Source organism: Streptococcus oralis, assembly GCF_003943415.1.
Classification (GTDB): domain Bacteria; phylum Bacillota; class Bacilli; order Lactobacillales; family Streptococcaceae; genus Streptococcus; species Streptococcus oralis_BJ.
Genome location: NZ_RJPK01000005.1, coordinates 58,634 through 72,885 on the forward strand (window position 1 = coordinate 58,634; position 14,252 = coordinate 72,885).

13 protein-coding genes and 1 other RNA gene are annotated in these 14,252 nt (G+C 43.5%); 2 read left to right on the top strand and 12 right to left on the bottom strand.

All coding sequences use genetic code 11. The features are described 5' to 3' along the window. Positions 1-124: 124 nt before the first annotated feature. From fni to D8801_RS07415, 12 genes are all read right to left on the bottom strand, one after another. Positions 125-1,126, bottom strand: a complete 1,002-nt coding sequence (gene fni / locus D8801_RS07360) for a type 2 isopentenyl-diphosphate Delta-isomerase (protein WP_125848922.1) — start codon at positions 1,124-1,126, stop codon at positions 125-127. After that, on the bottom strand, positions 1,110-2,117 hold the full coding sequence (locus D8801_RS07365; RefSeq protein ID WP_125848923.1) for a phosphomevalonate kinase: 1,008 nt from the start codon (positions 2,115-2,117) through the stop codon (positions 1,110-1,112). Before D8801_RS07365 ends, fni begins: the two co-directional genes overlap by 17 nt. Next, positions 2,104-3,057, bottom strand: a complete 954-nt coding sequence (gene mvaD, locus D8801_RS07370; RefSeq protein ID WP_125848925.1) for a diphosphomevalonate decarboxylase — start codon at positions 3,055-3,057, stop codon at positions 2,104-2,106. Before mvaD ends, D8801_RS07365 begins: the two co-directional genes overlap by 14 nt. Next, positions 3,039-3,917 (bottom strand): mevalonate kinase, encoded by an 879-nt coding sequence (gene mvk, locus D8801_RS07375; RefSeq protein ID WP_125848927.1) that lies wholly within the window; start codon positions 3,915-3,917, stop codon positions 3,039-3,041. The genes mvaD and mvk overlap by 19 nt, the downstream gene beginning before the upstream one ends. A 117-nt stretch (positions 3,918-4,034) precedes the next feature. Further along, complete coding sequence (gene cbpJ / locus D8801_RS07380) at positions 4,035-5,039, bottom strand: choline-binding protein CbpJ (protein ID WP_125848929.1); 1,005 nt, start codon at positions 5,037-5,039, stop codon at positions 4,035-4,037. A 98-nt stretch (positions 5,040-5,137) separates the two neighbouring features. Then, entirely contained in the window at positions 5,138-5,827 is a 690-nt protein-coding gene (locus D8801_RS07385; RefSeq protein WP_084860271.1) for a response regulator transcription factor, read from the bottom strand. An 11-nt stretch (positions 5,828-5,838) separates the two neighbouring features. Further along, entirely contained in the window at positions 5,839-7,263 is a 1,425-nt protein-coding gene (gndA, locus tag D8801_RS07390) for an NADP-dependent phosphogluconate dehydrogenase (protein ID WP_000158802.1), read from the bottom strand. 75 nt (positions 7,264-7,338) lie between these two features. Then, the gene (mapZ, locus tag D8801_RS07395) at positions 7,339-8,787 is read right to left on the bottom strand and encodes a cell division site-positioning protein MapZ (RefSeq protein WP_125848931.1); all 1,449 of its coding nucleotides are present in this window, start codon (positions 8,785-8,787) and stop codon (positions 7,339-7,341) included. Between the two features lie 12 nt (positions 8,788-8,799). Continuing rightward, positions 8,800-9,957, bottom strand: coding sequence for a THUMP domain-containing class I SAM-dependent RNA methyltransferase (locus D8801_RS07400; protein WP_125848933.1), 1,158 nt, complete (start codon positions 9,955-9,957; stop codon positions 8,800-8,802). Between the two features lie 84 nt (positions 9,958-10,041). Further along, positions 10,042-10,423, bottom strand: an RNA gene (rnpB, locus tag D8801_RS07405) — RNase P RNA component class B. Positions 10,424-10,443: 20 nt separating this feature from the next. Beyond that, positions 10,444-10,773: a cell division regulator GpsB gene (gpsB, locus tag D8801_RS07410; RefSeq protein WP_000146526.1), complete on the bottom strand. Its 330-nt coding sequence runs from the start codon at positions 10,771-10,773 to the stop codon at positions 10,444-10,446. Positions 10,774-10,842: 69 nt separating this feature from the next. Beyond that, on the bottom strand, positions 10,843-11,370 hold the full coding sequence (locus D8801_RS07415) for an SLOG family protein (protein ID WP_125398578.1): 528 nt from the start codon (positions 11,368-11,370) through the stop codon (positions 10,843-10,845). Between the two features lie 66 nt (positions 11,371-11,436). On the opposite strand from D8801_RS07415, the gene recU reads away from it, so the two are divergent. Next, complete coding sequence (gene recU, locus D8801_RS07420; RefSeq protein ID WP_000248771.1) at positions 11,437-12,033, top strand: Holliday junction resolvase RecU; 597 nt, start codon at positions 11,437-11,439, stop codon at positions 12,031-12,033. Then, complete coding sequence (gene pbp1a / locus D8801_RS07425; protein WP_125848935.1) at positions 12,030-14,177, top strand: penicillin-binding protein PBP1A; 2,148 nt, start codon at positions 12,030-12,032, stop codon at positions 14,175-14,177. Before recU ends, pbp1a begins: the two co-directional genes overlap by 4 nt. Positions 14,178-14,252: the final 75 nt, after the last annotated feature.

Below are 14,252 nucleotides of genomic sequence, written 5' to 3' on the forward strand. Positions count from 1 at the left end.
CCTCGGTCTGAGGATGGAAAAAGACAATAGGACAGAAATCGCCCGTACTAGCTAGGTTGCAGCAGCCCACTACGGTTGTTGACAAAGAGATACAAAAAAGGGCGGGATTCTTGTCCCGACCTCTCTACATCTGATCTTTTGCTTCTTTGAGTTTGCCATAAAGAATATAGTCTACGTTTTGCAGATCCGCTATGGTTGCACAATTAAGGGCACACATGATCAAACGCAGATCTTCTTTCCAGCCTTGAACAATACCAATCACTTCTTCGACGGTATAGCTTTCAACCAATTCCAGAACGGTACGTGACAGTCCTACAGCCTTGGCACCAAAGACCAAGCACTTAATCATATCTAGCGGATTCCGAACACCTCCACTGACCAAGAGTTCGACCTTGTCTTTCCAGCCTTGGGCATTGAGGAGGGCTTGCATAGTAGACTGGCCCCATTGATTGAGGTAATCACGCTGACCACTGCGACGGTTTTCGATATAGGCAAAGCTGGTGCCACCACGACCTGACAGGTCAACCGTTCGAACACCCAGTTCATAGGCTCTCTCGATGGTCTTGGCATCCATTCCAAAGCCTACTTCTTTTAAGACAATGGGAACAGGGATTTGCTTGCTATAGTCTGCCAGATGAGATTGCCAGCTTCGAAACTTTCTTTCTCCCTCGGGCATGAGTAATTCCTGCATAACATTGACATGCACTTGTAAAAGTAGCGGATTCATCTCCGTCACAGTCTGCAAACCAAGTCCAACAGGCTTGTCCAAGCCAATATTGGTTCCAAGGAGGAGATTTGGATGGCTAGATTTGACAGAAAAAGAATTATCTGTAGGATTTTTTAGGGCTGCGCTATAAGATCCCGTCACAAACAAAATCCCACAGGCTTCCGCCACTTGAGCCAGATTTTGATTGATTTCTCTCCCCTTATCGCTCCCACCTGTCATGGCATTGATATAAAAGGGAAAGTCCCATTTTCGACCAGCAAATTCTGTCGACAGATCAATCTCATCCAGGTCATAAAGAGGCAAGGAAGAATGAATCAACTCCACCTCATCAAAGCTATTATAGGAACTTTTCTGCTCAAGGGCATAGCGGATATGCTCGTCCTTACGATTTGTCGTCATGTCCTATCCTTTCTTGGTATAAGAGCTCAATCCCCAGATTGGCCCAACGATTTTTTAAGGTTTCGGTTGATTGCACATCAAAACTCAAGGCAATGCCACAGTCACCACCACCAGCCCCGCTACTCTTGGCAACGGCCTGTAAATCTTGGCTTGCTTCTTTCAGCTGTCTAAGCGAAGGCGTGTAAATATCTGCGCTCAAGCCTTCTAAAAGCTGGCTGGCTGTTTCCACCTGATTAATTATTTCTTCTGCTCTCCCCTGCTCCAAGGCATCTACCAAAGTAACCACTGTTGCTTTTGAAGAAGTTAAAAAGTTCTGGTCTATGTTTTGCTTGATTTGCTGAACCATTTGACTCGATACAGCCACTTCCTTAGTCCATCCCACTAGGAAATCACATTCTAAACCTGGTTTTACTTGTGAGATAGAAAAGCCCCAGTCACGCTCCAAAACTGTCGCCAAATTTTCTTCTTCCAACCACGCAGCCACCTTTTGGCGATCAAATGACTGGTAGAGAACCAAATCCTCTGCCACAATACAAGCAAGGTCTCCCATGGAACCATTGTCGCCTCGCTCGAGCAAAACAGCGCTAGCTAACTTGAATAAGAGTTCCTGATCAACCGTAATATCATATAGAGCCAGCAGAGCCTTGATAACCAAGACAACGACGCTGCCGCTAGAACCCAGACCGAACTTTTTCCCTTCCCGTTCCATTTTTCCACGGATTTCCAAGGAAAAAGGTTGCAAAGCCTGACCGCGAACAGCGAGGAAGTCATCCATCAAAGCGATCGTTTCTTGAATCAAACTGTAGGCAGGATTTGGCGTCAAGTCCACTACGAAATCAAACATATCTGAATAGATATGGTAGCTATCAGAAAAGGCAATCTCAGCCCTCATATAGATGGGTATAGCCTTTATCAAGGCTAACTGTCCTGACTCTAAAATAGCATACTCCCCTGCCCAATAGAGTTTTCCGCAAGTTTTAACAGCAATCATCTTGGCTCAAATCCTTTGTTTTTGACACAATCAAGCGATAACGTTGACCGAAGATTTCTGATAAATGCTCCAAGTCTTCCTCTTGACAGAGGACTTTAACATTGGGGCCAGCATCCATAGTAAAGTAGCAGACTTCTCCTTGCTCACGAAGTTGGCGGACAAAGTCCATAGCTTCATAGGACGCATCCGTCAGATATGAAAAGGCTGGACTAGCAGTTTTGGTCGTAGCGTGCATAGCAAGGGCATTTCTCTCCGTTAATTCTCCAACCTTGGCAAAGTCATTTTCTTTGAGATAAACCAGCATCTCCTGATAATCTTTCTCAGACTGGCGCACCCAGTCATCAAAGGTCGTCGAGGTTTCCACACAGAGTTTCATCCCATCACGGCTAGAGATTGGTTTTTTCTTGTCCTCTAGCACCAACATAATCATAGCTAGTTTCAAGTCTGTCTCTACAGGGTAAATCTCTCCACTATCCTTATCCCAAGCACCTAGCGGTCCATAAAAACTCCGAGAGGAAGAGCCTGAGGCAAACTTAGCCTCCTGTGCCAACTGACTCCGATCCAAACCAAGCTGGAAATAAGCATTGCATGCCTTGACCAAGGCGGACAAACCACTAGAACTAGAGGACAATCCCGCTGCAGTAGGCATGTTGTTTTGGGTATCGATACGGACAAAGCCCTCACCTGCTGGACGATAGCGGTCGATGATCTTGCTCATCTTGGCATGCTCGGCCTCATTTTGTAGCTGACCATTGATATAAAATGTATCAGCCGTCGCATCCGTCGGTAGAGGCGACAAGGTCGTCTCTGTGTACATATTTTCCAAAGTCAGAGAGATACTGCTAGTAGCAGGAACCATCTCTTTTTCTTTTTTCTTTCCCCAATATTTGATAATGGCAATATTTGCGTAGGAACGTACTGTTACAGGCTCTCGATCCATGTCTGAACAGCTCCTTTCTCTTCTAATCGTTTTGCTAGTTCTTGTGCTTGGTCCAGATTGGCTACCAAGGCGATAATACAGCCTCCTAGCCCACCACCACTCATCTTGGCACCCAGAGCACCGTGGCTCAGAGCCGTTTCAACGAGGGAATCTGCTTCAGGGCTACTAACACCAATTTCTTTTAGATGTAAATGCGCTTGACTGAAGATTTGTCCCAATCCTTCAGCATCTTTTTGTCTGATCACCTCTTCTGCCTTCTGGGTCAATTCTCCCAAAGCATGCAAAAACGACAAAGCATCCTTGCCCTTGCTTTGAACCACTTGGATGGCTTCGCGTGTATGACCATAAACGCCTGTATCTGCAATCACCAAATAAGCGGATAGGTCCATCTCAAGCTCTGTAAAACCAAGATTCTTGATAAAGCGAATAGGTCGATTACTGAGACAAGTCTTGGCATCCAAACCACTCGGATTCATATGGGCAATCATCTCAGCCCGATTGACCAAGATTTCTAGTACATGATGAGGCAGGTCGGCTTGATAGTAGTCAAAAACAGCTCGAATGGCTGCTATGCTGATAGCAGCTGACGAACCCATCCCCCGTTTTTCAGGGATAGCCGAGTCGATCACACATCGAATGCAGGCATCCTTGATATTTAGATGTTCAAGTGAAGCATACACCGCCATGGACAAGGTATCTTCCTCATAAAGACGCCATGGACTTTCAGAAGGGACTACCTTACAAGTCACTTCCACCTCTAAGAGAGGTAGGGAAATGGCAGGATAGCCGTAAACGACCGCATGCTCCCCTATTAAAATAATCTTACTATGTGCCTGACCGACACCAACTTTTTTTGTCATGTTTTCCTTTAACCAGACGAAAAGACCGTCTCATTTCATACAGTAGTATTTTCTCCTATCTATTTTATTATATTTTCACAAAAAAAGCGATTGTTTCCTTCACAATCGCCTCTTTCATTATTGAACCCATTCGCCATTATAGTTGACGTAGTAGCCATCTACAGTCGTATTCACTGCTAAAGCACCTGAGCTATAAGCGTAGTACCATTTCCCTCCGACCTGGAACCAGCCTGTCTTCATATCCCCATTACTTGCATGTAGGTAGTACCAAGTCGAACCATCTTTCAACCAACCTGTCGCCATAGCTCCTGAGGAACGGAGATAGTACCACTTGTTACCGACATAAGCCCAGCCTGTCTTCATATCTCCATTTTGAGCATCTAGATAATACCAAGTTGAACCTTCCTGATACCAGCCAGTCGCCATAGCTCCTGAGGAACGGAGGTAGTACCACTTATTACCCAGATATTCCCAACCAGTCTGCATAATACCAGTTGTTGGATCTAGGTAGTACCAAGTCGAATCATCGTTTATCCAGCCACGCGTTAGTTCTCCGACCTTTAAACTGTTGATACGAGATTCGAATCCGCCATTCTTTTGTAAATAATACCATTGCCCGTCGTCATATACCCAACCAGTTTTTAAGGTGTGATAACTTCGTTGGTCTTCAAAATAATAGACTCGTTTCTCTGCTGGGCTATCATATTGTTCACCATGATATTTATCGATATTTGTATCAGTTTTTGCTTCTAAAACTTGCTTACCAACAAACTCTTGTAGTACGCCATCTTGATTAAAGTAGTACCATCTTGACATTGGCATATATTCTAATCTGATACCATTTGGGTAAGGACCAATTGTACTACCTTTATCTGGCATGGGAATATACTGCCATCCAACAACCATCTCACCTGATACATGATCAAAATAATAGTACTTGCCATCAATCACTCTCCAGGCCGTTTCTTTGATCTCACCCTTCTTGTAGTAGGTTCTACCATTTTCTTGGACAAATTTCCAGCCTTCTGAATCAGAATCATCCGCAAATACTGTATTTGTCGCTAGCAAAGCAAAGAAAAAGACTGCGAGTCCAACTTGCATCATTATTTTAAATTTTTTCATTAGATCTTTCCTCCATAATTGATTGTAGCAAAGACCTGACTGTATGTCAATATATAGAACTTCTCAAAAAAAGCAGTTACACAACTGCAACTGCCTTTCTATTCTTGCATGGTGTAACCAACACCACGCACGGTTTTAATGTAGCTTTTTTGACCTTTTACGTCAAGCTTGCTACGTAGATAACGGATATAAACATCCACGATATTGGTCTCTGTCGCACTTTCGTACTTCCAAACACTTTCCAACAACTGCTCACGAGTCAAGACTTTCTTGCTTCCCATGAGAGTAGCCAAAAGGTCATACTCACGGCGCGTCAGAGCAATCATCTCCTCGCCACGATAAACGGTATGATGTTCTACATCCATACGTAGGTTGCGGTAAGACGTTGGGACCTTCATCTGACTACAGTGTTGGTCGATAAAGTCCCGACCTCGAAAAATCGCTGAAATACGAGCTACTAGATTATCAATAATCACTGGCTTATAGATGTAAGAAACGGCGAAGCGCTGGATTGTCTCAATCTGGTCTTGCAATTCTTCGCGATGGTCCAAGACCATGATCACTGAGGCAGGTTTTGTCCGACTCAGCTTGTCTGCAAAATCCTGGGCCGTCATATCCCCCAGACGAGCATTCAGTAAAATCAAGTCATAATCTGTCTGGAGAGCCATGGAGAGGGCTTTTTGCCCCTCCTCGACCAGATCAACACGGTATTGCTCTTTTTGGAGCTCCAGACTGAGAAAATGAGCGAGATTTCGTTCTTTCTCAAGTAATAAAATCCGTTTCCCCATGGCAGACCTACTTATTTTTCGTCATACCAAGAGTAGTGGAATGTTCCTTCTTTGTCTTTACGTTGGTAAGTGTGAGCACCGAAGTAGTCACGTTGTGCTTGGATCAAGTTAGCAGGAAGGTCAGCTGAACGATAGCTATCAAAGTAAGTAATAGCTGCTGAGAAAGTTGGCACTGGTACACCAGCTTGAACAGCAAGAGCTACGATATCACGAACTGCTTGTTGGTACTTAGCGGTTACATCCAAGAAGTATTCATCCAAAAGAAGGTTTGCAAGGTCTGCATCACGGTTGTAAGCATCTGTGATCTTTTGCAAGAAACGAGAACGGATGATACAGCCATCACGCCAGATAGATGCGATGTCCGCAAATGGCAAGTTCCAGTTGTTTTCTTTAGATGCCACACGCAATTGAGCAAAACCTTGTGCGTATGAAATGATTTTTGAGAAGTAAAGGGCTTGACGGATTTTTTCAATCAACTCAGCCTTGTCACCTTCAAACTTGAAGGCAGCTGGTTTTGGAAGCACCTTGCTAGCATGTACACGCTCTTCTTTGTATGTAGAGATGTAGCGAGCAAATACTGACTCAGTGATAAGTGACAATGGCACACCAAGGTCAAGTGATGATTGGCTAGTCCATTTACCAGTTCCCTTATTACCTGCGGCATCAAGGATGTAGTCTACGATTGGGCCATCTTGACCTTCATCGTCTTTACGGCTCAAGATATCAGCTGTGATTTCGATCAAGTAGCTGTCCAACTCACCCTTGTTCCACTCAGTAAAGATTTCAGCCATGTCTTCTGCAGAAAGACCAAGCAAGTGTTGCATGAGATCATAGCTTTCTGCGATCAATTGCATGTCACCATACTCGATACCGTTGTGAACCATTTTCACATAGTGACCAGCTCCATCAGGACCGATGTAAGTCACACATGGTTTGCCATCTTCTGGTGCTTTAGCTGAGATTTCTTCAAGAACATCAGCAACCAATTCATAGGCTTCTTTTTGTCCACCAGGCATGATAGAAGGACCTTCAAGGGCACCTTTTTCACCACCAGAAACCCCTGTACCGATAAAGTTGATACCAGAGTTTGCCAATTCTTCATTACGACGGATGGTATCTTTGTAGAAAGTGTTTCCTCCGTCAATCAAGATATCACCCTTGTCAAGGTGTGGAAGAAGGGCTTGGATAGTTGCGTCTGTACCAGGTCCAGCTTGAACCATCAGCATGATACGACGAGGTTTTTCGATAGATTGAACGAAAGACTCTACATCGTAGCTAGGTACAAAGTTCTTTTCAGGATGGCAAGCAATTACGTCTTCTGTTTTTTCTTTACTACGGTTGTAAATGGCAACTGTATAGCCACGAGATTCGATATTTAGGGCAAGGTTACGACCCATTACGGCCATACCAACGACACCAAAGTTAGCTTTTGTCATGTGACACTCCTCTTGTTTAATATGTTTTATTTTATCATTTTTACCTATGAAAGGAAAGAATTTTGTAACGGACTCCTAGTAGTCCAAGTCATCCGCGTGACCAGCTCCATTACCAACAAAGTATCCAGTCTTACAGTTGAGGGTGAAGAGATAGGTTCCATCTGGTTTGTAGAGGTTATAATAACCATTTCCGTTTACGATATTGACACGTTCTAGGATATATTGATTACCAGTGATATAGCCACGAGCACGTGATGTTGCTAGGATTTGTTCCAAAACACCCTCAGCAAAATTCCAAGCAGGGTTGCTGCTATCCTCTACAGCGGATTGGTTGTAGGGTACACGACTAGCACTTCTTTGAAGATTGACACCATCACTAGACAAACCTCCACTTTCTGGTCTGCTGGCAGGCGCTGAACTTGATGAAGCAGACGAACTGCTCGTACTGCTATCAGTCGTTGTACTTGAACTTTCTTGGCTACTGCTACTTGAACTTGAACTAGAGGCGCTTGTTTGCTGGCTCTTACCAAGGCTAATGGCCTTATCTAACAGTTTATCTAGCTCTGTATTCCCTGTTTTAATTTCTGTAAATTTAGCATCTGCCTTGACCTTCACATTGGTATCCAAGACACCATCAGTAATTGCTGGAGTTTCAAACTGATCATTCACTTCTTGCACAGCCTTGATTTGAGTTTCTAAACTATCATACTTAGACTTGGCAAGGGTATACTCTCGACTGCCTTCGAGTTTATCTAGTTGAGCCTTGAGTTGCTTCAACTTGTCAAACTGACTATTTTTCAAGGCTGTTTTATTAGCATCCGTATAAAAGGCATCGTAGAGAGTATTAAACTCTTGTAGAGTCGCTTGTGTTTCCTGATTACTAGAAGATGATTGAGAAGACTGGATAGCTTGGTTAGAGCGAGTTACTTGGCGATAGATATAGTAACTACCTGCCAAGATAAGGGCTGCAGCCAAGGCTGAACCGATAACAAACATGCGCTTCTTTTTAGAATTAGAAGTTGTTTCTGATTCTCCCTGAGCTGATCGTGAAAGTAGAGCTGTCTCTTCCTCTTCTTTCTCATCAGTAATCTCTGCCGGCTCTTGCTTTTCCAACACGAGCGGTTCCAAGTCTTGATTTTCCTCTCCCAAAGGAGGCAAAATCACATCCGAGCCTGTAGTTTCAGCTGAATCTGACACCGTTTCTTCTGAAACTGTATCGGGTTCCTCCATGATTGACGCCGACTCTTCAGTGATCTCTGGAACTTCCTGTGTCAATTCTTCTTGAGCCTGAGCTTCCTGCAGTTCTTCTTTTTTAAATTGACGTGTTTCAAACTTGTCCGCCTCGATTTCCTCGCGGTGCTGTTTGATGTATTTATCCAAAATATTGTCCTCAGGCAATACTCCAGCTTCAACTTCTTCATTTTTACGGATGACTTGACCAACTGTCAAATCTTTCGCCTCGTCAAAATCAAATTTGGATTCTTGATGCTCTTTTTTATGACGATTGTGTCTTTTTTTACTCATCTATCTTCCTTTCTACTTTACCTCTTGGCGCTTCACACGCTGACCAAAGTATTGATACAAATCCACTTTTAAGGTTCCGTTATAGAGTTTTCGTTTTTTATCTGCTGGACTTCCGTACTTACTTTCAAATGCTTCATCACTCGTCAGGATAAACTTACTCCAGGTTTTCAGTGGTGCAAAGACCTGTCCCATTTCAGCATAGAGTTTGGTTACTCCAGCATCATCCGACAAACGTTCACCATATGGCGGATTGGAAATGATGACACCATTTATCTTGTCTGTGCGCAAGTCTTGTACCCGCATTTGCTTAAAAGTGATATCACCTGCCACGCCTGCCGCTTGAGCATTGGCCTTAGCAATCTCAACCATCCGAGCATCAATATCACAGCCCATAATATCCAATTCTATCTCACGATCGATTTTCTTGGCAGCATCCGTACGCACTTCTTGGATTAACCGATCGCTAACCCAGTTCCATTCTTCAAAAGCAAAGGAACGGCGGAGGCCAGGAGCCATCTTTTTAGCTATCATAGCCGCCTCGATACAGAAAGTTCCTGAACCACAGGTCGGATCAATCAAGGGCTTGTCTGGATACCAGTTAGAGAGTTGTAAAATGGCTGCTGCCATGTTTTCCTTGATAGGCGCTCCACCCTTTTCCGTACGATAACCACGCTTAAAGAGGCTAGAACCTGTCGTGTCAATCATGACAGTCGCCACATCTTTCAGGATGGACACCTCTATCTTAAACTCAGGACCAGTTTCCATCAAGGGAACCCCTTCTGGACGGGCATAGTGCTTTTGCAGTTTCTTCACAACCGCCTTCTTGGAAATAGCCTGAACACTAGGCTCATTGTGAAGTTTAGACTTAACGCATTTGGCCTTGGAAATAGGGAAACGTGCCCCGAGCGGGAGATAGTTTTCCCAATCCAGAGCAAAAACTCCTTGGAAAAGCTCTTCAAAAGTCTTTGCAGGAAAGCTTCCAACTACAATCTTGATGCGGTCAGCTGCTCGAAGCCAAAGATTGGTCTCAATAATTGCCTTCACATCTCCTTGAAAACGGATACGGCCGTTTTCAACATGGCAATCATAGCCTAACTCTCGCATCTCACGTCCAACGACAGCCTCGAGCCCCGCTGCAGCAGTTGCGATTAAATTAAATTCTTTTTTCATTTTACAGTCTTGCAAGACCTTTCTCTTGTTCACTTTAAAAAATGAGGTTGAGAAAAAGTTCTCAGCCCCAACCTATATGCAATTTTCTATAAGCCATGTTTTGTTCCAGAAGTGACTAGGACCACTTCCTTCGATAATCATCTGTCTACCACTAGCAGCCTATAACTGATAGCAGTCAGAGTACTACGTTCGTTTCCGTGCACTCCATGCCCCGACCGAAATTTGGGTTGCTAGCTTGAGGGGTTTACCGCGTTCCACTCTCTCCGTTTCCAGAAAGACTCCGTCACTGTGGCACTTTCAAGCCTACTCTGACCTATCCGAAGACTTAGCCATTTCGACTGCCGTAACGATCTCTCGTCCCTAGGCTTATGGTTTCGCCTAGCACAAACACTACAGGCATCACAGCCTGTGCTAGCATGGACTTTCCTCATGAAAAGGGATTCTCTTCACGCGATTATCCAAAAATTGCATCTAATAGACACCTGATTATAACTCAGAATTGTCTACGATTTGCTTACCGAATACTTCTTTTTCAAGTCGATTCAATCGTTTCAAAATATCAAAATTTGTCATTGGAGTAGAACTTGTTACTTCGATAGAACTTTGTTGAGTAGAACTTGCCTGTGGCTTGTTAGACAATTCCTCCTTCAAATCAGCAATCTCCTGACGAAGAGATTTGACCAAAGCTGCGTAAGTCTCATAATCCTTGATCACATCATCTAGGAACTCGTCTACCTCTGCCTTACTATATCCGCGAACTTCACGTCCAAACTCTTGTTCAAAAATATCTTTTGCTGAAAAAATAATACTTGCCATTTCTCTCTCCATTCTTGATTGCTATTCTTATTATATAAAAAAAGACAAACAAAAATCAAGGTCAAAGCCTCATTTTTCGGAAAAATTTTCCACTATTTCGTTCAGATCCTCAAATGTTAATCTTTTTGTAACATAGCCTTCTTGATTTTTCATCATCTGGTAAAAATACTGTAACTTGGTTTCATTTTCTTCGTCATAAAAGAGATAGCACCCTTCCGTATTTTCCAGCAGAAATTTCTGATAATCGCGTAATTGTCCCTTGTGCTCATATTGTGGATAGGCGTATTTGACAAAGTCAACTTGCTTAAACTCACTGAGTTTGATTTGATTGGCCTCATTCCAATTACTGCCATGGGTTTCAAAGGCAAAAATCGTTGCCAACTGAAAGCCATAGTCTGCTTTCATATCCTGTGCCACTTCCAGCACCCAGTACTCAAAGCCCAAGGTCCCTGTAAAGACAAGCCAGGTCACCCCTTCTTCTGCTAGACGTTCTAGATCTCTCCGAATGGCTGTTTTGATAATATCAACGCGAATATCCTTGTCATTAAAGAGACCAAGGTCGAAGGCTGAATAGCCTAAAATCAAGGCTGTTGTCATTTTTAACCCTTTCTTTGTAAATTTATGATATAATAAAGTGATGTTATTGTACCAATAAGGAGAATTATGGTCAACTATCCACATAAACTTTCATCACAGAAGAGACAAGCACCCCCGTCACAAACTAAAAATTTCGCAAATCGGGGAATGTCTTTTGAAAAGATGATCAACGCTACGAACGACTACTATTTGTCGCATGGGTTGGCTGTTATCCACAAGAAACCGACACCCATCCAAATCGTACGTGTCGACTATCCCCAAAGAAGTCGAGCCAAGATCGTTGAAGCCTACTTTAGGCAAGCCTCAACTACTGACTATTCAGGGGTTTATGATGGATACTACATCGACTTTGAAGCAAAGGAAACCAGGCAAAAACATGCGATTCCGATGAAGAATTTCCATCTTCACCAGATCCAGCATATGGAACAAGTTCTTGCCCAGCAAGGAATCTGCTTTGTCCTCCTTCACTTTTCTTCTCAGCAAGAAACCTACTTATTGCCGGCCATTGATTTGATTCGTTTCTATCATCAAGATATGGGACAAAAGTCAATGCCACTTGGATATATTCGAGAAAATGGATATAGGATCGAGCCTGGTGCCTTTCCACAGATTCCCTATCTCGAAGTTATCAAAGAACATTTACTAGGTGGTAAAATAAGATGAACAAACAAACTTTCCTGCGAATAGTTAAGTATGTCAGTATCTGCCTCTTGACTGTATTTATCGCAGCTATTATGCTAGGTGGAGGCCTCTTTCTCTACTATGTCAGCAAGGCTCCGGCCCTATCCGAAAGTAAGCTAGTCGCTACAACGTCTAGTAAGATCTATGACAGCAAAAATGAACTGATCGCTGATCTGGGTTCTGAGCGCCGTGTCAATGCACAGGCTAATGAAATCCCTACGGAGCTGGTCAATGCAATTGTCTCTATTGAAGATCATCGTTTCTTTAGTCACCGAGGAGTAGATACGATTCGTATCCTAGGCGCTTCCTTACGAAACCTCCGTGGTGGGGGTGGTCTTCAAGGTGGTTCTACCTTGACACAGCAGTTGATTAAATTAACCTACTTCTCAACGTCAACATCTGACCAGACACTTTCACGTAAGGCTCAGGAAGCTTGGCTAGCCGTTCAGCTAGAACAAAAGGCGACCAAACAAGAAATCCTAACTTACTACATCAACAAGGTCTATATGTCCAACGGAAATTACGGGATGCAAACGGCAGCCCAAAACTACTATGGCAAAGACCTCAAAGATTTAAGTCTACCTCAATTGGCTCTCCTAGCCGGAATGCCCCAGGCTCCAAATCAATATGATCCCTATTCTCATCCAGAAGCGGCACAAGAACGCCGAGATCTGGTTCTCTCCGAGATGAAGGGACAAGGTTACATTACAGCCGAACAATACGAAAAAGCCATTAACACTCCTATTACAGACGGACTTCAAAGTCTAAAATCTGCTAATAGCTATCCTCCGTATATGGACAATTATCTCAAAGAGGTAATCGACCAAGTCGAACAGGAAACTGGTTACAACCTTTTGACAACAGGGATGGAAGTTTATACCAATGTTGATCCAGCCGTTCAACAACGTCTCTGGGATATCTACAATACCGACGAATACGTTAACTATCCAGATGATGAATTGCAAGTGGCTTCAACTATCGTAGATGTCACAAATGGAAAAGTCATCGCTCAATTAGGTGCCCGTCACCAATCAAGCAATGTTTCCTTCGGTATGAACCAAGCTGTCGAAACAAACCGCGACTGGGGTTCAACCATGAAACCCATCACAGATTACGCGCCAGCCTTGGAGTATGATATCTACGACTCAACTGCTTCTATTGTTCATGACGTACCTTATAACTATCCTGGAACCAACACACCTGTCTACAACTGGGATAAGAGTTACTTTGGAAACATCACGTTGCAGTATGCTCTTCAACAATCACGGAACGTTACAGCTGTAGAAACCTTGAATAAAGTCGGTTTGGATAGAGCCAAGACCTTCCTAAATGGACTCGGTATTGACTACCCAGACATGCACTATGCCAACGCGATTTCAAGTAACACAACCGAATCTAACAAAAAGTATGGGGCAAGCAGTGAAAAAATGGCCGCAGCCTATGCTGCCTTTGCCAATGGCGGTATTTACCATAAGCCAATGTACATCAACAAAATCATCTTTAGTGATGGTAGTTCAAAAGAGTTTTCTGATTCAGGAACACGCGCTATGAAAGAAACTACTGCCTACATGATGACAGAGATGATGAAAACTGTCCTAACCTACGGGACAGGACGTGGAGCCTACCTTTCATGGCTACCACAAGCTGGTAAGACTGGTACATCAAACTATACAGATGATGAAATCGAGAAATACATCAAGAACTCTGGTTATGTAGCTCCAGACGAAATGTTTGTCGGCTATACTCGTAAATACTCGATGGCTGTTTGGACCGGTTACTCTAACCGACTTACTCCTATCGTTGGTGATGGCTTCTACGTTGCTGCTAAGGTCTACCGTTCGATGATGACCTACCTCTCAACAGATGACCATCCAGGGGATTGGACCATGCCTGAAGGCCTTTACAGAAACGGAGAATTTGTCTTTAAGAATGGAGCACGCAATACGTGGACCCCTTCATCATCTACACAACAAAGTTCGACTTCTGAAAGTTCTAGCTCAACATCTGAGAGTTCAACTTCTCAGTCAAGTTCAACTACTCCAAACACAAGTCAAACGCAGACGATTCCTCAACAATCAGGCACTGCACCTGCTGAGCAAAACCAACCAAGTCAACCACAACAATAAGCAAAATCCTGAGAAGTAAAATTCTCAGGATTTTTATTCTTTATAGCACAATAGTTTATCTCAACAGCGCCATAA